This is a genomic window from Massilia alkalitolerans DSM 17462 (assembly GCF_000427785.1).
In the GTDB taxonomy this organism is placed as follows: domain Bacteria; phylum Pseudomonadota; class Gammaproteobacteria; order Burkholderiales; family Burkholderiaceae_D; genus Telluria; species Telluria alkalitolerans.
On record NZ_ATYR01000003.1, the window covers coordinates 202,784 to 226,183 of the forward strand.

The 23,400-nt window shown below is 66.7% G+C and carries 18 protein-coding genes; 11 read left to right on the forward strand and 7 right to left on the reverse strand.

Going from position 1 to position 23,400, the window contains the following annotated elements; genetic code table 11:
- Nucleotide 1: 1 nt before the first annotated feature.
- Nucleotides 2–736, reverse strand: coding sequence for a c-type cytochrome (locus YWC_RS0104865; protein WP_503826177.1), 735 nt, complete (start codon nucleotides 734–736; stop codon nucleotides 2–4).
- Between the two features lie 143 nt (nucleotides 737–879).
- Nucleotides 880–1,905 carry an NADPH-dependent curcumin/dihydrocurcumin reductase gene (gene curA, locus YWC_RS0104870; RefSeq protein ID WP_027864358.1) on the reverse strand — a complete coding sequence of 342 codons (1,026 nt, stop codon included), beginning with the start codon at nucleotides 1,903–1,905 and terminating at the stop codon, nucleotides 880–882.
- A 208-nt stretch (nucleotides 1,906–2,113) separates the two neighbouring features.
- Between curA and YWC_RS0104875 the strand changes: the two genes are divergently transcribed.
- From YWC_RS0104875 to YWC_RS0104885, 3 genes are all read left to right on the forward strand, one after another.
- Complete coding sequence (locus YWC_RS0104875) at nucleotides 2,114–2,578, forward strand: hypothetical protein (RefSeq protein WP_027864359.1); 465 nt, start codon at nucleotides 2,114–2,116, stop codon at nucleotides 2,576–2,578.
- 3 nt (nucleotides 2,579–2,581) lie between these two features.
- On the forward strand, nucleotides 2,582–3,484 hold the full coding sequence (locus YWC_RS0104880; RefSeq protein WP_027864360.1) for a DUF2145 domain-containing protein: 903 nt from the start codon (nucleotides 2,582–2,584) through the stop codon (nucleotides 3,482–3,484).
- A 130-nt stretch (nucleotides 3,485–3,614) separates the two neighbouring features.
- Nucleotides 3,615–4,940 carry an IS4 family transposase gene (locus YWC_RS0104885; RefSeq protein ID WP_027864361.1) on the forward strand — a complete coding sequence of 442 codons (1,326 nt, stop codon included), beginning with the start codon at nucleotides 3,615–3,617 and terminating at the stop codon, nucleotides 4,938–4,940.
- 51 nt (nucleotides 4,941–4,991) lie between these two features.
- Here YWC_RS0104885 and YWC_RS32665 read toward each other — a convergent pair whose 3' ends face one another.
- Complete coding sequence (locus YWC_RS32665) at nucleotides 4,992–5,153, reverse strand: hypothetical protein (protein WP_156923501.1); 162 nt, start codon at nucleotides 5,151–5,153, stop codon at nucleotides 4,992–4,994.
- A 400-nt stretch (nucleotides 5,154–5,553) separates the two neighbouring features.
- On the opposite strand from YWC_RS32665, the gene YWC_RS0104895 reads away from it, so the two are divergent.
- The 4 genes from YWC_RS0104895 (at nucleotide 5,554) to YWC_RS0104910 (ending at nucleotide 12,496) form a co-directional block, all read left to right on the forward strand.
- Nucleotides 5,554–7,071 carry a BCCT family transporter gene (locus YWC_RS0104895; protein ID WP_027864362.1) on the forward strand — a complete coding sequence of 506 codons (1,518 nt, stop codon included), beginning with the start codon at nucleotides 5,554–5,556 and terminating at the stop codon, nucleotides 7,069–7,071.
- A 118-nt stretch (nucleotides 7,072–7,189) separates the two neighbouring features.
- On the forward strand, nucleotides 7,190–7,798 hold the full coding sequence (locus YWC_RS0104900; RefSeq protein WP_027864363.1) for a DUF2760 domain-containing protein: 609 nt from the start codon (nucleotides 7,190–7,192) through the stop codon (nucleotides 7,796–7,798).
- Nucleotides 7,795–9,675, forward strand: coding sequence for an Hsp70 family protein (locus tag YWC_RS0104905; protein WP_027864364.1), 1,881 nt, complete (start codon nucleotides 7,795–7,797; stop codon nucleotides 9,673–9,675). Before YWC_RS0104900 ends, YWC_RS0104905 begins: the two co-directional genes overlap by 4 nt.
- Nucleotides 9,676–9,682: 7 nt before the next feature.
- Nucleotides 9,683–12,496: an Hsp70 family protein gene (locus YWC_RS0104910; RefSeq protein ID WP_027864365.1), complete on the forward strand. Its 2,814-nt coding sequence runs from the start codon at nucleotides 9,683–9,685 to the stop codon at nucleotides 12,494–12,496.
- 200 nt (nucleotides 12,497–12,696) lie between these two features.
- On the opposite strand, the gene YWC_RS0104915 is transcribed toward YWC_RS0104910, so the two are convergent.
- On the reverse strand, nucleotides 12,697–13,311 hold the full coding sequence (locus YWC_RS0104915; protein ID WP_027864366.1) for a TetR/AcrR family transcriptional regulator: 615 nt from the start codon (nucleotides 13,309–13,311) through the stop codon (nucleotides 12,697–12,699).
- A 149-nt stretch (nucleotides 13,312–13,460) separates the two neighbouring features.
- Here YWC_RS0104915 and YWC_RS0104920 point away from each other — a divergent pair, with 149 nt between their 5' ends.
- Together YWC_RS0104920 and YWC_RS0104930 are read left to right on the forward strand one after the other, a co-directional pair.
- Entirely contained in the window at nucleotides 13,461–14,492 is a 1,032-nt protein-coding gene (locus YWC_RS0104920; RefSeq protein WP_027864367.1) for an SDR family oxidoreductase, read from the forward strand.
- A 356-nt stretch (nucleotides 14,493–14,848) separates the two neighbouring features.
- On the forward strand, nucleotides 14,849–15,523 hold the full coding sequence (locus tag YWC_RS0104930) for a PRC-barrel domain-containing protein (protein WP_027864368.1): 675 nt from the start codon (nucleotides 14,849–14,851) through the stop codon (nucleotides 15,521–15,523).
- A gap of 46 nt (nucleotides 15,524–15,569) precedes the next feature.
- On the opposite strand, the gene hrpA is transcribed toward YWC_RS0104930, so the two are convergent.
- Complete coding sequence (gene hrpA / locus YWC_RS0104935; RefSeq protein WP_027864369.1) at nucleotides 15,570–19,616, reverse strand: ATP-dependent RNA helicase HrpA; 4,047 nt, start codon at nucleotides 19,614–19,616, stop codon at nucleotides 15,570–15,572.
- A gap of 55 nt (nucleotides 19,617–19,671) precedes the next feature.
- Here hrpA and argA point away from each other — a divergent pair, with 55 nt between their 5' ends.
- The gene (gene argA, locus YWC_RS0104940; protein ID WP_027864370.1) at nucleotides 19,672–20,985 is read left to right on the forward strand and encodes an amino-acid N-acetyltransferase; all 1,314 of its coding nucleotides are present in this window, start codon (nucleotides 19,672–19,674) and stop codon (nucleotides 20,983–20,985) included.
- 51 nt (nucleotides 20,986–21,036) lie between these two features.
- Nucleotides 21,037–21,312, forward strand: coding sequence for an oxidative damage protection protein (locus tag YWC_RS0104945; RefSeq protein WP_027864371.1), 276 nt, complete (start codon nucleotides 21,037–21,039; stop codon nucleotides 21,310–21,312).
- Between the two features lie 88 nt (nucleotides 21,313–21,400).
- Here YWC_RS0104945 and YWC_RS0104950 read toward each other — a convergent pair whose 3' ends face one another.
- Nucleotides 21,401–22,432: an AraC family transcriptional regulator gene (locus YWC_RS0104950; RefSeq protein WP_027864372.1), complete on the reverse strand. Its 1,032-nt coding sequence runs from the start codon at nucleotides 22,430–22,432 to the stop codon at nucleotides 21,401–21,403.
- Entirely contained in the window at nucleotides 22,429–23,289 is an 861-nt protein-coding gene (locus tag YWC_RS28350) for a GGDEF domain-containing protein (RefSeq protein ID WP_036213090.1), read from the reverse strand. Before YWC_RS28350 ends, YWC_RS0104950 begins: the two co-directional genes overlap by 4 nt.
- Nucleotides 23,290–23,400: the final 111 nt, after the last annotated feature.

Sequence of the window (23,400 nt, forward strand, 5' to 3'; positions counted from 1 at the left end):
TTCACTTCGAATGGACCTGGCTGCCGCAGGGCATGGGCAGCGCCGTCGTATTCCCCTTCACGGGCCGGACATCGGTCACCGGCAGAGAACTCAGGTAGGCCGACACGGCGGCGACCTCCGTCTCGGTCAGGCTCGACGCGATTACCTGCATGCAGTCCGGAGCCAGCGCGGTACGTACGCCATAACGCCACGCGCCAAGCTGCGCGCTCACGTAGTCGGCACGCAAGCCCAGCAGGCCAGGAATGCCTGGTTCACGTCCCGCCAGGTCACTGCCATGGCAAGTGGCACAGGCAGGAATGCGGCGCGCCGGCACGCCGCCGGTGACGATCTGCTGTCCATCCCGCACCAGCTGCGGTAATGGCGGCTGCCCCGTCGTCGCCAGCGGCGGCGGGTTCTGGGCGGCGAAGTATTCCGCCATCTTGTAGAGATAGGCATCAGGCAGGTAGGCCAGCAGGTAGTTCATCGGAACGTACTTGCGGCGACCGTCCCGGAAGGCCACCAGCTGGTTGTAGAGGTAGCCTGCGGGCTTGCCGGCCAGGCGCGGGAAATAGACATTCTGGACGCCGCGCCCTGCAACACCGTGGCAGCTGACACAAGCCGCCACGCGTGCTTCCATCGTGTCCGGGACCTGCCCGTCCGACGACGGCACGGTGGGCACATTCCGGCTCTGTGCCGGAACGAGCTGCGATATGGAGCCCAGCAACAGGCATGCGAAAACGTGTGCAAGAGGCTTCAATTTCCCTCTCCCAGTGAACATCTGCGTCGGCAGTAAGCCACGCTACATATGTACAACGTAGCATGAGCTCTACTGGGATGTCGCACTTTTGTCCCGTCTGTTTGAGCCCGAGAGGAAATTGGCAAAACTGCCGAAAAAGTCGGCTACTGTGTAAGCTTCACGATCAACTTGCCGAAATTGCGTCCCTGCAGCAGGTCGATGAAGGCTGCCGGCGCCTTGTCCAGCCCTTCGACGATGTGCTCGCGGTAGCGCAGGCGCCCATCCCCTACCCACCCCTGCGCTTCCTGCAGGAAGGCGGGCCGCAGCTCGGCAAACTCGCGCTGGATGAAGCCGCGGATGTTCAGGCTCTTCGTCAGCACGTCGCGCATGAGCAGGGCCAGCCGGTCGACGCCGGGCGCAGCCTGCGGCAAGGCGTTGTACTGGGCAATCAGGCCGCACACCGGCACCCGGGCGAAGTCGTTCAGCAGCGGGAATACCGCATCCCACACCTTGCCGCCGACGTTCTCGAAATACACGTCGATGCCTTGCGGGCAGGCGCTTGCGAGCTGCTGCGCGAAATCGGGCGCGCGGTGGTCGACCACGGCGTCGAAGCCCAGCTCGTCGCGCACGAAAGCGCATTTGTCGGGACCGCCCGCGATGCCGACCGCACGCGCACCCTGGATGCTGGCGATCTGCCCCACCGCCGAGCCCACCGCGCCGCTCGCCGCGGCCACCACCACGGTCTCGCCCGCCCGGGGGCGGCCGATCTGCAACAGGCCCGCCCAGGCCGTAAAGCCCGGCATGCCCAGCACGCCGAGCGCCGTGCTGGGCGGCGCCACCGATGGGTCGAGCTTGCGCAGCCCGAGGCCATCGGACAGCGCATAGCGCTGCCAGCCCGAGTGCGACAGCACGATGTCGCCCACCGCGTACTGCGCATGGCGCGATGCGATGACGCGCGCCACGGTGCCGCCTTCCATGACGGCGCCGAGCGCGACCGGCTCCGCATACGACTTCGCATCGTCCATCCTGCCGCGCATGTAAGGGTCGAGCGACAGGTACAGGATTTCCAGCAGCAGCTGGCCATCGGCGGGAACCGGGCAAGGCTCCTCTACAATGCGGAAGTTGTCCGGCCGCGGCAGGCCTTCGGGACGGGAAGCGAGCAGGACCCGCTGGTTGCGTGCTGGTGTCATCGTCGGCATCCTCCGAAAAAATAAGGAACAGACAATCCTACGCCGAATACGGAAATTTTTCCTGCCAGTCCTTCGGCACAAAGCCCACATCCTCGTCGACGATTACAAGAACTTACAGAAATCCGACCATCGCCGCCTTCTCAACAGTTCGCGGCACTTGTACCATAGCCGTCATTCCCGTTTCATTACTCTTCATAAGAAAAGCACCATGACCTTCACCACCCTGTCCCGCGCGCTGTGCCTGGCCGCCTTCGCCGCCGCCGTCGCCGCTCCTGTCCACGCCACCAGCTTCACCTCGTCCGCCTCCAGCGCGGGCTCGGCCTCGTCGGGCAGCATCTCCGACTCGATCGGCGCTTCCAGCAACAGCTCGAGCGGCGAAGACCGCGTGGCCGCGGGCGAATACCGCGTGATCGACATCGCCCAGGCGCCGGGCAAGGTGGATACCACCCGCATGACCCTGCGCGCGGTCGCCGCCGGCCCGGCCCGCGAATTCACCCTCGACGTGCCGAACCGTGCGCTGGCCGAACGCGGCGTCGGCAAGGGCGAACTGGTGCAGGTCAGCGAACGCGTGTACGGCTTCGACTTCGCCCATGCCGACACCAAGCGCTCCTTCTTCCTGGCGCTGCAGGACGACTGGTACCGCGACCTGGCTTCGCGCAAGGTCACGATCTAAGCAATGTTCAGGGAGTTCGCAGCAAGCGCGCTCCTGCTGGGCGCGAGCGCGGCAGCGCAGGCCGGGCTGCCGGCCTTCTGCCAGCAGTCGATTGACATCAGCGCCGCCGAGCAGGACCGCGTGCTGCGCTTCGCCGGCGCCGTTAAAAACGAGCTGGAACGTTCCGGTGCGCGCGTCGCCCTCATCGCACGCGCCGGCCTCGACCTGAGCCGCTTCGGCCAGCTGTATTCGCACGCCGGCGTCGCCCTGCGCGACAATCCCGGCGGCCCCTGGGCCGTGCGCCAGCTCTATTACGCCTGTGACGAATCGCGCCCACGCCTGTTCGACCAGGGCGTGGCCGGCTTCGCGCTGGGGGCCGACGCGCCCACGCGCGGCCATATCTCGCTGGTCTTCCTACCTGGCGAAGACGCCGCCCTTCTCGAAGGCGCGGCGCTGGACAAGCGCCTGGCCCTGGCCCTGCTGGGCGGGGAATACAGCGCCAATGCCTATGCCTACGGCACCCGCTACCAGAACTGCAACGGCTGGGTGGCCGAACTGCTCGCCAGCGCCTGGGGACGTCTCGATGGCGGCGCCGCCACGCACCCGCGCGAGGACGCGCAGGGCTGGCTGCGCGCGCAGGGCTACACCGCAGGCCCGGTGCGCATTCCCTCGCACTGGCTGATGTTTGCCGGGCAGTTCGTGCCGCTGGTGCACATGAACGACCACCCGGTAGATGACTTGCACGCGCTCGCGCTGCATACGAGCGTGCCGGCCTCGATCGAAGCCTTCGTGCGCCGCCGGGCGCCGCAGGCGCAGCGCGTCGAGCTGTGCCATACGCAGGACCGCATCGTGGTGCGCCGCAGCTGGGAGCCCCTGGGCGCCGCCTGCGAGCCGGCGCCGGGCGACGACGTCATTCCACTGAACTGAACACCATCCAGGTCCTTCAGCCACGCACAACAAAAAGCCCCGCTCGCAGCTAATGCCGTTCAGTTAAGACTGAACGGCATTTTTATTTGGTTGTTGTAAACGCCGCGTATCGCTGTTAACCTTCGTCGCCATGTTCGACGACACTCTGCATTTCCTTGCAAATCATCTCGAAGCTCCCGACTGGACAAGGTTGGGTGAGCATCTTCCTACTGAATGGATCGAACAGGCGCTGGCGAGCGCGGATGCGCTGAGTATCCGGCACCGGCGCCTGCCTGCCGAGCAGGTGGTATGGCTGATGGTGGCGCTGGCGCTATACCGCCACAAGTCGATCGGCGAAGTGCTCGACGACCTTGGTCTGGCGGTACCGAGCGCACAAACGCCGTTCGTCAGCAAGAGCGCGGCAGCGCAGGCGCGCCAGCGGGTCGGGCAGGAGCCGTTGAAATGGCTATTCGAGCACTCGGCGGCAAACTGGGTTGCGCAGGACAAGCGCGCCTATCTGCTCAAGGGACTGCAGCTGTTCGCGATGGACGGCACGACCTTGCGTACCCACGATACGGAGAAGAACCGGGAGCATTTCGGTGCCCAAGGCTATGCTGGCGGCACAGTCGCCAGCTATCCGCAGGTACGCGGCGTCACGCTTACTGCGCTGCCGACGCACCTGGTGCATAGCGCCGCGTTCGGTCCTTATTCGACCAACGAAATGCTGTACGCGAAGCAGCTGGTCGAAGCGATTCCAAACGAGTCGCTCACCGTCTTCGACCGCGGTTTCCTATCGGCCGAGATCCTGTGCAGCCTGACAGGCAGCGGTGCCGAACGGCATTTCCTGATCCCGGCCAAGTCGAACACCAAATGGGAAGTAGTCGAAGGCGGCGAGCATGATGCCGTCGTGCGCATGCGCGTGTCGCCGCAAGCCAGGAAAAAGGTTCCAGAACTGCCAGAATTCTGGGAAGCGCGCGCCATCACGGTCGTCGACGCGCAGGCGCGCAAGCGCATCCTGCTGACTTCGCTACGCGACCGCCAACGCTATAAGCCGGCCGACATCGCTGCCTTGTACGACCAGCGCTGGAGCATCGAGACGAGCTACCGGGAACTCAAGCAGACCATGCTGGGCACGGCATTGACATTGCGTTCGAAAACCGTGGATGGGGTCTACCAGGAAATCTGGGGCACCCTCATCGCCTACAACCTGGTGCGCCTTGAAATCGCCAAGGCTGCGCTGACAGTCAAATGCGCCCCGACCGAAGTCAGTTTCATCCGTGCCTTCCACCTGATCCAGTTCGAACTGCATTGGGCAGGCGTCACCAGGTCATACGGAAAGTTACCCGCCTCGATGAAGCATTTGCGAGAAAGGCTGGTTAGCCTTCTGAAAGACGAACGGCCCGGTCGCAAATGCGACCGGGCCGTCAAGGCAACACCGAAGCGTTATGCCGTCCGGAAGGTCAAGAAGCTACCTTAACTGAACGGCATTACCGCTCGCAGCGGGGCTTTTTGCAGAAACCGGTAGGGCTTACTTGGCGGCGTCGGCCAGCTTGCGCAGCACGGCGGGCGATACCGAGTCGCGGCCACGGCTGAGCTGGTAGAGGGTCCAGAGGTCGCCGCCGCTATTGTGGGCCGTGATGGGAGCCGGGGTAAGGAAGAGGCTGCGGATGAAGTTGACGATGGTGGACATGATGTTATTTCCTGAGATCGCTATGAAGTAACTCCAGTATGCGCCCTTTCAGATAGAAATCAAATTGCGATCCATGATGATCGTCATTCACCAATCATCTATCTCAAACACATGATTATTTGCTCACATATTTGTGCAAATGCATTGTGTGTTACACTCCAGCCCGCTGGCCAAGGCCAGCGTCAATACCCCTCTCGCCAGTAAGGGCCATAGCGCGGTGCGACAGTCTCGCAGCGATTGGTCCATACTGAACGCCTGTCATGCAGGCGATCCGTCAAGGTCAAGGCGACAGTGCATGCCCGGCAAAACCATGCCCAGGCTACTGCTTCGCCGACCCAGCCTGCGGCTACGCCCGGCCCTCCTGCTGGCCTGCGCCCGCACGCATCAATAAGGAGAACTCATGCAACTGCTCTGCTCTGCGGGCTTTATTTTTCTTATCGTCCTATGGGGCATTCTTGCCCCGGACAACATGGCCTCCGTCTTCTCGGCCATGCTCGCCGCACTCACCCGTAATTTCGGCTGGTTCTACCTGTGGGTCGTGCTGGCCCTGGTCCTGTTTGCCGCTTTCGTCGCCTTCAGCCGCTATGGCAACCTCAAGCTAGGCGGCGAGGACGACGAGCCGGAATTCACGGTAGGCAGCTGGTTCTCCATGCTGTTTGCCGCCGGCATGGGCATCGGCCTGGTGTTCTGGGGCGTGGCCGAACCGGTTTCCCACTACGTCACCGCGCCGCCCGGCATCACGCCCGGCACGCCGGAAGCGGCCAACGCCGCCATGCGCTACGTGTTCTTCCATTGGGGCATCCACCCCTGGGCCGTGTACAGCGTGGTGGCACTGGCGATCGCCTTCTTCCAATACCGGCGCGGCGGCAATTCATTGATCAGTACCGTCACCAGCTCGCTGCCCTGGCGCCCGATCCGCGCCATGTCGGGCCTGTTCAACGGCCTGGCGATCGTGGCCACGGCCTTTGGCGTCGCCGCCTCGCTCGGTGTCGGCGCGCTGCAGATCAACAGCGGCCTGAACGCCGTGTTCGGCGTCGCCATCAGCCCCACCGCGCAAGTCGTCATCATCATCGTGACCGCCGCCATGTTCCTCACCTCGGCCATCTCCGGCGTCGAAAAGGGCATCAAGTTTCTGTCCAATGCCAACATGGCCGTGGCGGCGCTGCTGGCCGTCGCCGTGTTCCTGCTCGGGCCGACGGTCGCGATCATCGACACCTTCACCAATACCCTGGGAAGCTATGCCAGCGAACTGGTCCGGATGAGCCTGCGCTCCACGCCTTTCCGCGACAGCAGCTGGGTCGGCAACTGGACCATCTTCTACTGGGCCTGGTGGATCTCGTGGTCGCCGTTCGTGGGCCTGTTCATCGCGCGCGTCTCGCGCGGCCGCACCATCCGCGAATTCATCCTCGGCACCGTGCTGGCGCCCTCGCTGGCGGCCTTCATCTGGTTCTCGATCTTCGGCGGCACCGCGCTCTACCTGGAGATCTGGCAGCACGTCCCGCTGGCCGAAGCCGTCAAGGCCGACCTGGCCACCGCCTTGTTCGCGCTGTTCGACGCCATGCCTTTCGGCCAGATCATGTCGGTGGTGGCCACGCTGCTGGTGGTGGTGTTCTTCGTCACCTCGGGCGACTCGGCCGTGCTGGTGCTGGGCATGATGAGCCAGGACGGCAATCCGAACCCGACCACCCGCGTCAAGCTGGTCTGGGGCACCCTGATCGCCGGTATCGCGATCAGCCTGCTGCTGGCGGGCGGGATCGACGCCGTGCAGACCGCCACCATCCTGTTCGCCCTGCCTTTCGCACTGGTGATCGTGCTGATGGTCATCGCCCTGTGGCGGGGGCTGCGCGACGACTGGGAGGAAGAAGCACGCCGCGAACGCGCCCTGCGGCGCAAGATGCGCGAGATGGCGGCGCGCTAGCCGCCCCGGGGGAAGGGGCTGGAGGACGCGCGTGCCCGGGCTGTAGCCAAACTGGTATCATGCGCGTTTTCCGGACCCTGGCCCGTCGCGCCCGTCCCCACCCTACAGAACATCAAGAATGAACACACCGACCCAACTGCCTGGCTTCTTCGGCCGGCTTTCGATCGCCTTCGGCAGCTTCTTCAAATCGCTCGGCGATGCCGAGTTCGCCGCGCGCGTGCGCGATGACGCGGTAGGCCCTGCCGTGGTTCCCACTCCGGCGCCGACGCCTGCGCCGACCCTTGCGCCGACGGCTGCACCGACGCCGGCCCCTACCCCGGCGCCAACCGCCGCGCCGCTGCGCGCCCCGAGCGCCGAGTCGGCTCTGCAGCTGCTGAGCCTGCTCCAGCGCGAAGCCCGCCTGATCGACTTCACCCAGGAAAACCTGAGCGCCTATTCGGATGCCGACATCGGCGCCGCCGCCCGCGTCGTGCACGAAGGCTGCGCGCGCGTGCTGCGCGAGCACTTCACCATCGAGCCGGTGCGCAATGAAGCCGAAGGCGCCCGCGTTACGCTGGAAGAAGGCTTCGACGCCGCCAGCGTGCGCCTGACCGGCAACGTGGTCGGCCAGGCCCCGTTCAAGGGCACCTTGAGCCACCGCGGCTGGCGCGCCACCAAGGTCCAGCTGCCGCAACTGGCCGAGAAGCACGACGCGCGCGTGCTGGCCCCGGCGGAGGTGGAACTGTGAGCGATCTCCAGAATGCCCCTCAGTCGGCACGCTATGCCATCGGCATCGACCTCGGCACCACCCACAGCGCCCTCTCCTATGTCGACCTGCAGGCCAGCGACGGCGAGAAGACCGTCGACGGCGTGCTGCCGGTTCCGCAGCTGAGCGGACCGGGCACCGTCGAGGCGCTGCCGCTGCTGCCCTCCTTCCTCTACCTGCCGCACCCGGACGAACTGGCCACGGGCGAAACGGCGCTGCCCTGGAGCGCCACTGGCGACAACGGCATCGCCGGCGCGATTGCAGGCGAATTTGCGCGCAGCCGTGGCGCAACAACCCCGATCCGCCTGGTGTCCTCGGCCAAGAGCTGGCTGAGCCACCCGAGCGTGGACCGCCGCGCCGCGATCCTGCCGCACGACGCGCCGGAGGAAGTCACGCGCGTTTCGCCGCTGGAGGCATCCACCCGCTACCTGGCGCACCTGCGCCAGGCCTGGAACGCCGCCCATCCGGACGCGCGTTTCGAAGAGCAGCAGGTCACCGTCACCATCCCGGCCTCGTTCGACCCGGGCGCGCGCGAACTCACTGCGGAAGCCGCACGCAACGCCGGCTTCTCGCCTACCCTGCTGGAAGAGCCGCAGGCGGCCCTGTACAGCTGGATCCAGGGAAGCAAGGGTGCCTGGCGCAAGCAGGTCAAGGCCGGCGACATCGTGCTGGTCGTGGACGTGGGCGGAGGCACCAGCGACTTCTCGCTGATCGCCATCCTCGAGCGTGACGGCAAGCTCGAACCGCACCGCGTGGCGGTGGGCGACCACATCCTGCTGGGCGGCGACAACATGGACCTGGCCCTGGCCCACTTCGTGGCGCGCAAACTCCAGGCGAACGGCACCCAGCTCGATTCCTGGCAGATGCGCGCCCTCACCTACGGCTGCCGCAGCGCCAAGGAACACCTGCTGGCCGACGCGAACGCCACCGTGTGGCCGATCGTGGTACCGAGCCGCGGCTCGAAACTCATCGGCGGCTCGATCCGCACCGAACTCACGCGCGACGAAGTCACTGCTTTCATCACCGACGGCTTCTTCCCGCGCGTGGAGGCTGCAAGCCGTCCGGCCACGCGCCAGCGCGCCGGCCTGACCCAGGTCGGCCTGCCCTATGCGCAGGACGCCGCGATCACCAAGCACCTGGCCGCCTTCCTGGCGCGCCAGGCCGGCGCTACCGCCGAGCTCGAAGGTTTCGCAGGCCGCGTGAACGCGGAACACACTTTCCTGCACCCGAGCGCGGTGCTGTTCAACGGCGGCGTGTTCAAATCAGGCATCCTGGCCCAGCGCGTGATGGATACCATCAACGACTGGCTCTACATGGAAGGCGCGGAAGCCGCGCGCATGCTCGAGGGCGCCGACCTCGACCTGGCGGTGGCGCGCGGCGCGGCCTACTTCAGCTACGCGCGGCGCGGCGGCGGCGTGCGCATCCGCGGCGGCACGGCCCGTTCCTACTACGTCGGCGTGGAATCCTCGATGCCGGCCATCCCCGGCATGGAGCCGCCGATCGAAGCCCTGTGCGTGGCGCCCTTCGGCATGGAAGAAGGCAGCGAACTCGAACTGCCGGGCCAGGAATTCGGCCTGGTGGTGGGCGAGCCGGTCACCTTCCGCTTCTTCGGCTCCACCACGCGTCGCCAGGACCGCATCGGCGAGGTGCTCGAGTTCTGGGGTCCGGACGAGCTGCAGGAAATGAACGAAATCCAGGCGACCCTGCCGGCGGAAGGCCGTGTCGCGGGTGACGTGGTGCAGGTCAAGCTGCATGCGCTGGCAACCGATGCCGGCACGCTGGAACTGGCCGCGGTATCGCGTGAAGGCCAGCGCTGGAAGATCGAGTTCGACGTCCGCAACGCGCCCGACCAGCAGTGAAGCCGCAGTGACGCAATACCTTGTCAGCATCGACCTGGGCACCACGAATACGGTGCTCGCCTACGCCCTGCCCGGCGCAGGGCAGGTCGAGCTGCTGGCCATCGAGCAGCTGGTGGCGCCCGGCGAAGTCGCCGCGGCGCCGCTGCTGCCCTCGATGCGCTATCACCCCGCCGAGGGCGAACTCGCCCCCGGCGAACTCCAGCTCCCCTGGATCCAGCAGGACCCGGCCGGCGTCGAACGCGTCGCCGTGGGCCGGCTGGCGCGCTTGCTCGGCGCGCAAACCCCCGGACGGCTGGTGGCCAGCGCCAAGAGCTGGCTGTCGCATGCGGGCGTGGACCGTATGGCCCCCATCCTGCCCTGGGGCGCCGAGGATGCGGACGTCGCCAAGGTGTCGCCGGTCGCGGCCAGCGCCAGCTACCTGGCGCACCTGCGCGCGGCCTGGAACCGGCGCTTTCCCACCGCGCCGCTGGAAGCCCAGCAGATCGTCCTCACGGTTCCTGCCTCCTTCGACGAAGGCGCACGTGCGCTCACGCTCGAAGCGGCGCGCATGGCAGGCCTGCCCGAGCTGCGGCTGCTAGAAGAACCCCAGGCCGCCCTCTACGACTGGCTGTACCGCCACCGCGCCAGCCTGTCCCAGGACCTGGCGCAGACGCGCCTGGTGCTGGTGGCCGACGTCGGCGGCGGCACCACCGACTTCAGCCTGGTCAAGGTGGAACTGGAAGACGATGGCCAGCCCAGGCTGACCCGCATCGGCGTCGGCAACCATTTGATCCTGGGCGGCGACAACATGGACCTGGCGCTGGCGCACCTGGCCGAATCGCGCCTGGGCAATCCCGAACGCCTGTCCGCCGGCCGTCTTGCACAGCTGACGGAACGCTGCCGCGCGGCGAAGGAACAGCTGCTTGCACCCGATGCGCCGGAACAGGTGAACGTGACCCTGCTGGGCAGCGGCTCGCGCCTGATCGGCGGCAGCCGCTCGGCCGCCATCGCGCGCGAGGACGTGCAGCGCATCGTGCTCGACGGCTTCCTGCCGCCGAACGAGGCGCAGGAGCCGGCCAAGCGCGCCAGAACCGGCATCGTCGAATTCGGGTTGCCGTATGCGAGCGACCCGGCGATCACGCGCCACCTCGCCGGTTTCCTGCGCCAGCATGCGCAGGCGGCCCGCGAAGCGCTCGGCAAGCTGGACGACACCGAGGACGACGGCAGGCTGCCGGTGCCCGACGCCCTGCTGCTCAACGGCGGCGTGTTCCGCGGCGCGGCGCTGGCCCAGCGCCTGGCCGACGTGCTGTCACACTGGCGCGGCGCGCCTGTCCAGGTGCTGCACAACGAGGACCCGGATGTGGCGGTGGCGCGCGGCGGCGTCGCCTACTCGCTGGCGCGCGCCGGCCAGGCGCCGTCGATCGAAAGCGGCTCGGCGCGCAACTACTACCTGCTGCTCGACGCGCAGCAATCCGGCGACACGCTGCGCGCGGTCTGCCTGCTGCCACGCGGCGCGCCCGCCGGCGAAGAAGTCCGCCTGGCGGGCCGCAGCTTCGCCCTGCGCCTGGGGCGGCCGGTGCGCTTCCACCTGGTCTCGTCCACCGCCGATCCCGGCGGCACGCTCCCACAGCCGGGCGACTTGCTCGACCTGCCAGCGGCCGACATCGTACGCCTGCCCGCCATCTCGACGGTCCTGCGCAGCAAGCGCAGCACCGACATTCCGGTGCAGCTGGCCACGGTACTGTCCGAGGTAGGCACGCTCGAGGTCTTCTGCGTGGCCGAGGAAGACGCGACCCAGCGCTGGCGCCTCGAGTTCCAGCTGCGTGCGCAAGACGAGGAGCGAACGGAGGACCTCAAACTGCCGCTGGAACTGGACGAGGCCATCGCACGCATCGACCGCATCTTCGGCAACCGTTCGCAGCAGGTCGACCCGCGCGAGGTGCGCCAGCTGCGCGCCTCGCTCGAACACCTGCTGGGCGGACGCGAACGCTGGACCACGCCGCTGCTGCGCCGCCTGTTCGACGCCCTGCTGGTGCGCGCCAAAGGCCGCCGCCGCTCCGCCGAGCACGAACGCGTGTGGCTGAACCTGGCCGGCTACTGCCTGCGTCCCGGCTTCGGCCATCCGCTCGACGAATGGCGCATCGAGCAGCTGTGGGCGATGTTCGAGGCCGGGGTCCAGTACCACAAGGACAGCCAGGCGCGCGCCGAATGGTGGACGCTGTGGCGGCGCGTGGCCGGCGGTCTCTCCGTCGAAGCCCAACTACGCCTGCTCGACGACTTCGCCTTCAACCTGCAGGCCGACGAATCCGAGCGCGGCCGCCGTCCGGTGACGCTGGTGGACGGCACCGAGGACGACATGCTGCGCGTCGGCGCCTCGCTGGAGCGCATCCCGTCCGCCTACAAGGCCGAGATCGGCGACTGGCTCGTCAAGCAGATCATGGAGATGCCGCCAGCGGCCAAGATCGATGCGCGCGCCGCGGCGCGCTACGGACGCTACCTGTGGGCCCTGGGACGCGTGGGTGCGCGCCAATCCTTCCACGGCGCCGCCCACGAGGTGGCGCCCAGCGCCTCCGCCGAAAGCTGGCTGGACCAGCTCCTGCAGCTCGACTGGAAGAAGATCGAGCCGGCCGGCTTTGCCGCCGCCCACATCGCCCGCATGACCGGCGACCGCTCGCGCGACGTCAAGCAAGAGGTCCGCGACGAGGTACTGCGGCGCCTGTCGTCCAGCGGCGCGCCGGCCAGCTGGTCGGCCATGGTGCGCGAGGTGGTCGAACTCGACCAGGCCGTCGAGACCCGCATGCTGGGCGATGCGCTGCCGCCGGGGCTCAAGCTGCTGCGCTAACAAAACACGAAATCCTCATTCGACTTCGGCAACGCGCACATCACAGCACGTACGCTGAACCACGCAAACCCCGCAACGGGAACCAGCAGCAACCAGAACGCAGACATGATCGACTCCTTCAGCTCAGCTTGATTTCGCACAGGTGTGCGAAATTAGTTCAAAAAAAGGGACAGGCGTCGCCGGTCCCGCTTTGCACATCCCTACTCCAGATCGTTAAAACTTTTATAGGTTGATATCAGGCGGTTGAACGCCCGCTGCGCCCGCCGCGGCACCGCGTTCGCGCGCAGGAAGCGCGCGTCATGCATCACCCCGATCGCCAGGCTGTAGATCTCGAACACCAGCTGCTCGGGTTCGGTATCGGGCCGCAGGTGGCCGGCTTCCATCGCCTGCAGCACCGTCTTGCGCAGCGAGGCGCGCCAGCGCGTCACCCCAGCCTCGATGCGGTCGCGCAGCGGTCCCGGCACGTCGTCGAACTCGAAGGCGCCGGCGGTGTACAGGCAGCCTCCGCGCGCGGTCTCGTTGCCGATCTTCTTCAGCCACAGCTCGACCTGCATCGTCAGGCGCGGCAGGCCGCGCGGCGCCTGCAGCGCCGGCACGAACACTTCTTCGCTGAAGCGGCGGTCGTATTCGTCCAGCACCGCGGCCTGCAGGGCTTCGAGCGAGCCGACGCGCGAGAACACGCCGCTCTTGCTGATGCCGGTGCGCTTGGACAGCTCGCCCAGCGATACCTTGCCGATGCCCTCGCCAGCGGCCATGTCATAGGCGGCCGTGAGGATCGTCGCGTAGGTGGCTTCGCTCTTGGCAGTCGTGTTCATGAAGTCACTTTAGCACAGGTGTGCGAAACAACAAGGATTATTTATTTCTTTCCTTAAAGCTAGCGAATGCCCTGCCTTACCGATCATGGCTACCATCGTTGCGCCAGATGAGGCCAGCAGGAATGCATCCCATACCTTCAGGAGAAAAAATGGATTCGGATAACAAGCAAGACGGCGAGGCCGTGGCGCCTTCGCGCCGCCGCTTCGTCAGCACCGTTGCCACCGGACTCGCGGCCGGCGCCGCGGCCGTCCCCGCGATGGCCCAGCAAACCGGCGCGGCCGCCAACCAGCCGCCGCCCGGCCGCGCCCGCGAAGCGGCGATGCGCTACCCGGCCCCACCCTTCCCCAAGCAGGAGCAGCCCTGGCCGGGCCTGGCCAGCAAGATGACGCCGCGCCCGGACCATGGCGAAACCACCTACCGCGGCAGCGGACGCCTGGCCGGACGCAAGGCACTGGTGACGGGCGGCGATTCGGGCATCGGCCGCGCCGCCGTGATCGCCTTCGCGCGCGAAGGCGCGGACGTGGCCATCAACTACCTGCCGGCCGAGGAGCCGGATGCCCAGGAAGTGCTGCAGCTGATCCGGCAGGCGGGGCGCAAGGCGGTCGCGATCCCCGGCGACATCCGCGACGAAGCCTTCTGCCGCAAGCTGGTGGACGAAGCGGCGCGCCAGCTGGGCGGGCTCGACATCCTGGTCAACAATGCCTCGCGCCAGAAGTCGGCGCAGTCGATCGAGGACATCTCGACCGCGGATTTCGACTGGACCATGAAGACCAATGTGTATGCGATGTTCTGGATCACCAGGGCGGCGCTGCCGCACCTCAAGCCCGGCAGCTGCATCATCAACACCGCTTCACAGCAAGCCTACGATCCATCGGAGAACCTGCTGGACTATGCGATGAGCAAGGCGGCCGAGGTGGCGATGACCAAGTCGCTGGCCAAGCAGCTGGCCTCGAAAGGAATCCGGGTGAATGCGGTGGCGCCGGGGCCGGTGTGGACGCCCTTGCAGGTGTCGGGTGGCCAGACGCAGGAAAACCTGAAGAGCTTCGGCGGGGACACGCCGATGAAGCGGCCGGGCCAGCCGGCCGAGCTGGCGGCCACCTATGTGACGCTGGCGTCGGACGAGTCGAGCTACACCACCGCGCACGTCTACGGCGTATCGGGCGGCGGCGGCAACCCCTGAGCGTGCCCTGAGACTGGCGCGCGGGCCGGGGCCAGCCCGCGCGCTGCGCCCCGGTTCAGCGGCGGCCGAACCAGCTCAGGCGGGCGACAAAGGAACCGAGCGAACGAGTCGGGATGCGTTTGCTGAACAGGCCGGTGTAGTTGCAGCGCGAATTGACGGTCATTTGTTTTGTCTCCGAAACATTACTTAGCACAATAACCACGTTGCAATTACTGTTCTGTGCGCCAGCTCGCATAGCGCGCAGGCTCATCCTTTCCATCCGCGCGCGCCCCTGCACGATTGCGCCATATCATGCGGCCAGCAGGGCGGCGTTCTACTCTGCTTCGTGGCCAACCAAGGACCCAAGGAGGTATGTGATGAGCTACGCAGATCGCGACAAATATGGCATGTACAGGAACACCCGCAGCACCGGCCCCGGGCCTGCCCTGATGGGCGCCGACACCTTGATCGGAGACAGCGTCGTCAACGCGCAGGAGGAAGACCTCGGCGACATCAAGGAAATCATGCTCGACATGCAGACCGGCCAGGTCGCCTATGCGGTGCTGGCCTTCGGCGGCTTCCTCGGCATGGGCGAAAAGCTGTTCGCCGTGCCATGGCAGGCCCTGCACCTGGACACCGCGAACAAGCGCATGGTGCTCAACGTGGACAAGGAAAGGCTGAAGAACGCGCCCGGCTTCGACAAGGATGCGTGGCCGGACATGAGCGACGTGGGCTGGGCCGGCGGCATCCACAGCTTCTATGGCACCGACCCGAATCGCTCCGGGGCGCCGACCATGGGGCCGGGTGCGACGATGAGCGGCACGGCAGGCGCCATGGGCGCTGGCTCGGCAATAGGCAGCGGCATGGGTTCCAGCATGGGAGCCGGCTCGGCCGGCAGCACCGGCGGCGCCGGCAGCAGCCTGGGCGCCAGCGTCGGCTCGGGGAGCGTGCATGGCGACTCCTACGGCGTCGGCGGCAGCGCCGATCCGCGGCCCGGGCATGATGGGGACGACAAGGATCTGAGCCGGATTCGGGGCAGCAATATCGGCTAGCAATGATCTTGTCGGGTGGACGGCTTCGCCGTCCACCCCACGAACATCAACGGATCATCGATTCCCACACCTTCTGCAGGCGCTTGGCCGACACCGGCATCGGCGTGCGCAGCTCCTGCGCGTACAGCGACACCCGCAGTTCCTCCAGCATCCAGCGGAATTCAAGCATGCGCGGGTCGTTGTTCTTGCCGGCCTGGTTCTTGAGCGTGCGCTGGAACTGGCTGGCCGCGTTCTGCCACTCCGCCATCAGCTGGGCGTCGCGCGAAGGATTGCCGCGCAGCTTCTCGATGCGCACGTTGATCGCCTTCAGGTAGCGCGGGAAGTGCGCCAGCTGGCTGTACTCGTTGTCCGCGATGAAGCGCTTGTGGATCAGGCCCTGCAGCTGCGACTGGATGTCCTGCTGCACCGCCGGCGGCAGGCTCTGGATGCGCTTCGGCATGCCGTGGAACTCCCCCAGGATCGAGCCCACCAGGCGCGCGATCTCGTTGATCAACAGGCCGATCCGGCCCTTGCCTTCGTCCTTGCGCTTGTTGAACTCTCCGGAGTTGATCGGCAGCGGATCCTGCAGGCAGGCGATGTCGATCGCCTTGGCGATGATCTGGTCGCGCAGGTCTTCCTGCGTGCCCACGCTCATGAACTGCATGCCCATCCCCTGCAGCCCGGGGATGTTCTTCTCGGCGAACTTCAGTTGATCCTTGAGCTGCAGCGCGAACAGGCGGCGCAGGCCGATGCGGTGGGTGCGCGCCGCCACGTTCGGGTCGTCGAAGACTTCCAGGTCGCAGTGCGTGCCCTTGTCCACCAGCGCCGGGAAGCCGATCAGGGTCAGCTTGCCCTGCGTGATCTCCAGCAGTTCCGGCAGCTCGCCGAAGCTCCAGGTGCTGAGACCCGTGTGCTGGATCGCGCCTGGCGCCGGCGCAGCGGGCGCGGCGCCTGATGCCTGTCCGGCCGATTTCGTGACCGGCGCATTGCCCTTTCCCCTTGCAGGCGGAGGAGCGGCCGGCGCCGCCTGCAGCTTCGCAGGCGCGGCCGCCGGCGTGGCTTCCGCCATCTTCTGGAAGCTCTGGCGTGCCTGGCCGCCCAGCTCGGCCTGCAGGGTCGCCAGGTTGCGGCCCATGTCGAGCTGGCGCCCGTGCTCGTCGATCACCTTGAAGTTCATGAACAAGTGCGCCGGCAGGGTCTCGAGCTTGAAGTCGCCCGTGAGCACGCGTGCGCTGGTATGCATGTGGATGTCGGCGATCAGGGCGTCGACCAGATCGCCCTTGGCGAAGCGCAGCGGGTCCTGGTGGCGCTCGAAGAAGTTGGCGGCGTACTCCGGCAGCGGCACGCAATGGCGGCGCAGCTTCTGGGGCAGGGATTTCAGCAGCAGGTGCACCTTCTCCTTCAGCATGCCCGGCACCAGCCAGCCCGCACGTTCCTGGGGAATCTGGTTCAGCGCGAACAGCGGCACCGCCAGGGTCACGCCGTCGCGCGGGCTGCCCGGTTCGAAGTGATAGGTGAGGCCCATCTCGATGCCGGTGACGTTCATCGTCTTCGGGAACAGCTCGGTGGTGACGCCGGCCGCCTCGTGCCGCATCAGCTCTTCGCGGACCAGGAACAAGAGCTTCGGGTTGTCGCGCGCGGCGTCCTTGTACCACTTCTCGAAACCCGCGCCGTTCACGACCGTGTGCGGGATTTCCTTGTCATAGAAGGCGGCGATCAGCTGCTCGTCCACCAGCACGTCCAGGCGCCGCGACTTGTGCTCGAGGTTCTCGATCTCGCGCACCAGCTTGTGATTGTGCGCATAGAAGGGCGCGCGGGTCTCGTAGTCGCCCGCCACCAGCGCGTCGCGGATGAAGATCTCGCGCGCTTCAAGCGGGTTGTGCTGGCTGTAGTTGATGCGGCGGTTGCTGTAGACGACGATGCCGTACAGGGTGGCGCGCTCGGTTGCGGTGACCTGGGCCTGGCGCTTTTCCCAGCGCGGCTCGCCCCAGGATTTCTTGAGCAGGTGCGCGCCGATCTTCTCCACCCATTCCGGCTGGATCTGCGCGATGGTGCGCGCGTACAGGCGCGCGGTCTCGACCAGTTCGGCCGCCATCACCCAGCGTCCCGGCTTCTTGGCAAGATAGGAGCCCGGCCAGATGTGGAACTTGATGCCGCGCGCGCCCAGGAATACCGGCTCGTCCTCGGCCTTGAAGCCAATGTTCCCCAGCAGGCCGGTGAGCAGCGCCATGTGCAGCTGGTCGTAGGTGGCTGGCGCGGCGTTCAGGCGCCAGCCCTGCTCGCGCGCCACGGTGAGAAGCTGTGAATGCACGTCGCGCCATTCGCGCAGGCGCAGCTGCGACAGGAAGTTGGCGCGGCAGTTCTCCTGCAGCTGGCGATTCGACTTCTTGTGCGCGATGGCGTCCTCGAACCAGGCCCAGATCTTCAGGTAGCTGAGGAATTCGGACTTCTCGTCGGCGAATTTCTTGTGCTTCTCGTCGGCTTGCTGCTGGTACTCGATCGGGCGGTCGCGCGGATCCTGGGTGGACAGCGCCGAGGCCACGATCAGCATCTCGGTCAGGCAATCGTTGTCGACCGCGGCCAGGATCATGCGGCCCACGCGCGGGTCGAGCGGCAGCTTGGCGAGCTTCCTGCCCAGCGGGGTCAGTTCGTTGGCATCGTCGACCGCGCCGACTTCCTGCAGCAGCTGGTAGCCGTCGGCGATCGCGCGGCCTTGCGGCGGCTCGATGAAGGGGAAGGTCTCGACGTCGGCCAGGTGCAGCGACTTCATGCGCAGGATGACCGAGGCCAGCGAGGAACGCAGGATCTCCGGATCCGCGAACTTCGGACGCTTGTTGAAATCATCCTCCTCGAACAGGCGGATGCAGACGCCGTCGGCCACGCGGCCGCAGCGGCCGGCGCGCTGGTTGGCCGAGGATTGCGCGACCGGCTCGATCTGCAGCTGCTCGACCTTGTTGCGGAAGCTGTAGCGCTTGACGCGCGCCAGGCCCGTGTCGACCACGTAGCGGATGCCCGGCACGGTCAGCGAGGTCTCGGCCACGTTGGTGGCCAGCACGATGCGGCGCGCATTGGTGGTCTTGAACACGCGATCCTGCTCTTCCACCGACAGGCGGGCGAACAGGGGCAGGATCTCGACGTGCGGCGGATGATGCTTGCGCAGGCTTTCCGCGCAGTCGCGGATCTCGCGCTCGCCCGGCAGGAACACCAGCACGTCGCCCGAACCGATGCGGCACAGCTCATCGACGGCGTCCACCACCGCTTCCATCAGGTCGCGCTTGTCGCGCGCGACTTGCGCCTTATTTGACACATTCGGGGCCGGCTCGCCGGGCTTGGCATTGGCGCCCGTGACCGGGTCGCGGTCCACCGGACGATATCGCACTTCCACCTTGTACAGGCGGCCCGAGACCTCGATGACGGGCGCCGGTTTTTCCGGCGTGCCGAAGTGGCGCGCGAAGCGCTCGGCGTCGATGGTCGCCGAGGTGATGATCACCTTCAGGTCCGGACGGCGCGGCAGCAGCTGCTTCAGGTAGCCGAGCAGGAAGTCGATGTTCAGGCTGCGTTCGTGCGCCTCGTCGATGATGATCGTGTCGTAGGCGCGCAGCAGCGGGTCGGTCTGCGTTTCGGCCAGCAGGATACCGTCGGTCATCAGCTTGACCGAGGCGCCCTTCGACAGGGTGTCGTTGAAGCGCACCTTGAAGCCCACGTGCTCGCCCAGCGGCGAGCCGAGTTCCTGCGCGATGCGCTTGGCGGTGCTCGATGCGGCGATACGGCGCGGCTGGGTATGGCCAATCAGACCCTTCTGGCCGCGGCCCAGCTCCAGGCAGATCTTCGGCAGCTGGGTGGTTTTACCGGAGCCGGTTTCGCCCGAGACGATGACGACCTGGTTCTCGCTCACCGCTTTCGCGATCTCGGCGCGGCGGCTCGAGACCGGCAGGTCTTCGGGGAAGGTGATCGTCGGGAGCGGGTTGCGGAAAGGCGCTGCTTCCTCGCGCGCCGGACGCTCGCTGCGTTCGCCACGCTCGCGCCGCCGCCCATCGCGTGGGCCGCTGGCGGAAGGATTCGGGGATGCGGCGCGCGCCTGCTGGGGCGAAGGCTTGTTACTCTGTTCAGACATTGATTTTTACAAGGTATTTTGTGCGCACAACGCGCAGCGAATTATAATGCGGCAAATGGAAAATCCTACCCAATTCGTCCAGTGGCTGCGCTCTGTCGCGCCATACATTCACACCTTCGGCGGCAAGACTTTCGTCGTCGCCTTCCCGGGCGAACTGGTCGCAGCCGGCGCCCTGCCGGTGCTGGCCCAGGACCTGTCCCTGCTGCTGGGACTCGGCATCCGCCTGGTGCTGGTGCACGGCTCGCGTCCGCAGGTAGCGGAGCAGCTCGCCCTGCGTAACGTCGAAGGCCGCTTCCATAACGGCGTGAGGATCACCGACCCCGCCGCGCTCGAATGCGCGAAGGAAGCCGCCGGCGAATTGCGTCTCGACATCGAAGCCGCCTTCAGCCAGGGTTTGCCGAACACCCCGATGTCGCATGCCCAGATCAGCATCGTCTCCGGCAACTTCGTCGTCGCCCGTCCGCTGGGCGTGATCGACGGCGTCGACTTCGAACTCACCGGCGTGACCCGCAAGATCGTCGCCGAAAAGATCCAGCCGATCCTGCAGACCGAGGATAGCCTGGTGCTGCTGTCGCCGCTGGGCTTTTCGCCCACCGGCGAGATCTTCAACCTGACCATGGAAGACGTGGCCGCCTCGGCCGCGATCGCCCTGCACGCCGACAAGCTGATCTTCATCACCGAGACCGGCATGATGAGCGACGCGGCCGGCACCGAGATCCGCGAACTGTCCTCGCACCAGGCCGAAGCGGTGCTGCAGGCCGGTTTCCTGCCGCCCGATTCCGCTTTCTACCTGCGGCATGCCATCAAGGCCTGCAACAGCGGCGTGGACCGCGCCCACATCGTGCCCTTCGAGATGGACGGCTCCGCCCTGCTGGAACTGTTCACCCACGACGGCGTCGGCACCATGATCAGCCACGAGAACCTCGAGAGTCTCCGCCAGGCCACAATTGAGGACGTCGGCGGAATTATCAAGCTCATCGAACCTTTGGAAGCCGACGGCACCCTGGTGTACCGCGGCCGTGAGCTGATCGAGCGCGAGATCGACCAGTTCTCGGTGATCGACCACGATGGCGTGATCTTCGGCTGCGCCGCGCTCTACCCCTTCCCGGAAGCGAAGATGGGAGAAATGGCCTGCCTGACCGTGAGTCCCGACGCCCAGACCCAGGGCGACGGCGAGCGCATCCTCAAGCACATCGAGAACCGGGCCCGCGCGGCCGGCCTGACCAAGCTGTTCGTGCTGACCACCCGCACCTCGCACTGGTTCAAGAAGCGCGGCTTCGTGCCGGCCACGGTGGACGACCTGCCCAAGGACCGCCAGCACATGTACAACTGGCAGCGCCGGTCACAGGTTTTCATCAAGACTCTATAATGTCGGTCTGACCCGCATTAGCGCGTACTTAACAGATACAGGAGCAATACCATGGCCCGCACCGTCCAATGCATCAAACTGAACAAGGAAGCCGAAGGACTGGACTTCCCGCCGGTACCAGGCGAAATGGGCAAGAAGCTGTACCAGTCGGTCTCGAAAGAGGCCTGGCAGGCATGGCTGAAGCACCAGACCATGCTGATCAACGAAAACCGCCTGAACCTGGCGGACGACCGCGCGCGCAAGTACCTGGCGACGCAGATGGAACGTCACTTCTTCGGTGATGGCGCTGCCGACCAGGCGCAGGGCTACGTGCCGCCGGCAGCTTAAAGCGTTTGTAGGGTGGACGGCTTCGCCGTCCACCCTACGCTGCGCCGAGTCCTGTCCATTGCGATGCGCTCAGCCGCTCGCTCCCCCGTCATCCCAAAAGCCACCCCAGTTCCCCTTGCATCGCCGCCCTGATCGGCCCCGGTGTCAGCCCTGTCCAGCGCTTGAACGAGCGCCTGAAATTGGCCGCATCATGAAAGCCCAGGTAGCGCGCCACCTCCTCGTTGTCCGCCCGTTTCACCTGCAGCAGCCACAGCGCCACGTGCGTTCGCACCTGGTCCAGCTCGCCCTGGAAGTGGGTATGGTGGCGCAACAAGTGCCGTTTGAAGGTCGCCGGACTCACCCCGAAATCAGCCGCTGTCCGCTCCAGCGTCGGCACCGCGCGCACGTTGGTCAGCAGGTAATCGTAGAGCGCCGCCAGCAGCCCGGGTGCGCGCGACGCTTCGAGCGCGGCGGCCTGCTGCGCCAGCCGCGAGGCTAGCTCGCTGGCGCGCGGCCACGGCTGGTCGAGCCAGGACGCGGGGATCAGCATGGCGTCGAGCTGGCAGCCGAAGCGCAGCTCGGTACCGAGGTGCACGTGGTGCTGCTCGACATGGCGCGGCGCCGCGCGGTTGAAGCAGAAACGCCACGGCAGGCGCTCGCCGCCCAGCCAGCGGCACAGGCCGACGAGCGCCGTCATGTGCATCTCGACCAGGGCCGGCCGGATGCCCGGCGCGCCATAGGCATCGATCCAATACACCAGCGCCACCTCGCCCCAGTGCTCGAAGCGCGGTCGCAGCAGCGGCGTCAGGCGCGCATGGTAGCGGCACAGGGTCTGGAGCAGCACACGCAGGTTCGGCGCCTGCACCAGCGCATGGCTGGCCGCCCCGTCATGTCCGGGTAGTAGCAGCTGGCCCAGCATGAAACTGGTGTCCGGGCTGCCGAGCACGCGCAGGGTGTTGGACAGCTGCTGCAGGTACTGGGCCGGCGACACCAGGCTGTCGGGCGACAGGCCAGCCAGCAGGCCGGTGTCGCGCAGCAAGTCGGCGTCGCCTGCATCGCGCGAGCGGCCGTACTCCAGCGCCAGCGCCGGCTGCTGCCGCGCCGGAATCGAGGGTTCTCCCGCCGGCTGCCAGTCGATCACGCCGCATCCATCCGGCGGCACAGATCGGCCAGCAGCGCGTCCGGCGCGCCGCGCGTCGGCGCACTGCCGTGACGCAGGGTGATGGGCACGGGGCCGCTTGCCGCGTGGTGACGCATCGCGCCCACCATGGAGCACAGGTGAGCGGCGGCATCTGCCGCTTGATTCACCCCGAATCCAGGCATCAGGACCGCGAAACGGTCGCCGGCATAGCGGCACAGCAGGTCATCGTTGCGCAGGTTCAGCAAGAGCATGTGGGCGACTGCCTGCAGCACGCGGTCCCCTTCGGCATGGCCGTGCTCCCGGTTGATGCGGTGGAAGCCGTCGATGTCGAACAGCACCAGCACGCATTCCTGGCCGCCGTCGCGCCGGCTCTCCAGGCGCAGCTGCTCGCGCAGGTAGGCGGCATCGGCCAGTTGGGTGATGCGATCGAAGGGACGATGGTTGCGGAACAGCCGCTCGCGCTTGCGCATGTGCTCGGCCAGCGTGGCCTGCTCCTGGCGCCAATAATACAAGCCGACCGTCAGCACCAGCATACCCAGCGGCAACAGCGCCTCCAGCGCGTTGTCCCATAGGGCATGCCGGTCGACGTCGATGGCCTCGTCCAGGCAGTCGGCCCACGAACCCAGCATGATGCAGGCCAGCCCGCCCGCCAGCAGGCGCGTCACGCGCCCGTCCGGACGGCTGTTCAGGACGATCAGGCACCACACGGCCGCGAGTAGCGCGGTGCCGCCCTCGCCCGCGATATCCATCCAGTTCCACTGCGCGGGCGGCAGGACCGTGCCGGCGGCCGCGAACAGCAGCATGAGGCTGCACAGCAGGCCGGCAAGCAGGAGAACAGGGCGGATGGCAAAGGGCATGGCGCAAGGAAGCAGAAAGCAGGGCGTCCTAACGTAGCGCAGGCGCGTGACAGCAGCATGACAGGACGACAAGCCTGTGGCGCCTGCGCACGGGTCCGAACGGCTCAGCCG

Bases quoted from the DNA above. Each gene is read 5' to 3' on its own strand.
- curA (WP_027864358.1), bottom strand. From the start codon at position 1,905: ATGACACCAGCACGCAACCAGCGGGTCCTGCTCGCTTCCCGTCCCGAA.
- YWC_RS0104875 (WP_027864359.1), top strand. From the start codon at position 2,114: ATGACCTTCACCACCCTGTCCCGCGCGCTGTGCCTGGCCGCCTTCGCC.
- YWC_RS0104880 (WP_027864360.1), top strand. From the start codon at position 2,582: ATGTTCAGGGAGTTCGCAGCAAGCGCGCTCCTGCTGGGCGCGAGCGCG.
- YWC_RS0104885 (WP_027864361.1), top strand. From the start codon at position 3,615: ATGTTCGACGACACTCTGCATTTCCTTGCAAATCATCTCGAAGCTCCC.
- YWC_RS32665 (WP_156923501.1), bottom strand. From the start codon at position 5,153: ATGTCCACCATCGTCAACTTCATCCGCAGCCTCTTCCTTACCCCGGCT.
- YWC_RS0104895 (WP_027864362.1), top strand. From the start codon at position 5,554: ATGCAACTGCTCTGCTCTGCGGGCTTTATTTTTCTTATCGTCCTATGG.
- YWC_RS0104900 (WP_027864363.1), top strand. From the start codon at position 7,190: ATGAACACACCGACCCAACTGCCTGGCTTCTTCGGCCGGCTTTCGATC.
- YWC_RS0104915 (WP_027864366.1), bottom strand. From the start codon at position 13,311: ATGAACACGACTGCCAAGAGCGAAGCCACCTACGCGACGATCCTCACG.
- YWC_RS0104920 (WP_027864367.1), top strand. From the start codon at position 13,461: ATGGATTCGGATAACAAGCAAGACGGCGAGGCCGTGGCGCCTTCGCGC.
- YWC_RS0104930 (WP_027864368.1), top strand. From the start codon at position 14,849: ATGAGCTACGCAGATCGCGACAAATATGGCATGTACAGGAACACCCGC.
- hrpA (WP_027864369.1), bottom strand. From the start codon at position 19,616: ATGTCTGAACAGAGTAACAAGCCTTCGCCCCAGCAGGCGCGCGCCGCA.
- argA (WP_027864370.1), top strand. From the start codon at position 19,672: ATGGAAAATCCTACCCAATTCGTCCAGTGGCTGCGCTCTGTCGCGCCA.
- YWC_RS0104945 (WP_027864371.1), top strand. From the start codon at position 21,037: ATGGCCCGCACCGTCCAATGCATCAAACTGAACAAGGAAGCCGAAGGA.
- YWC_RS28350 (WP_036213090.1), bottom strand. From the start codon at position 23,289: ATGCCCTTTGCCATCCGCCCTGTTCTCCTGCTTGCCGGCCTGCTGTGC.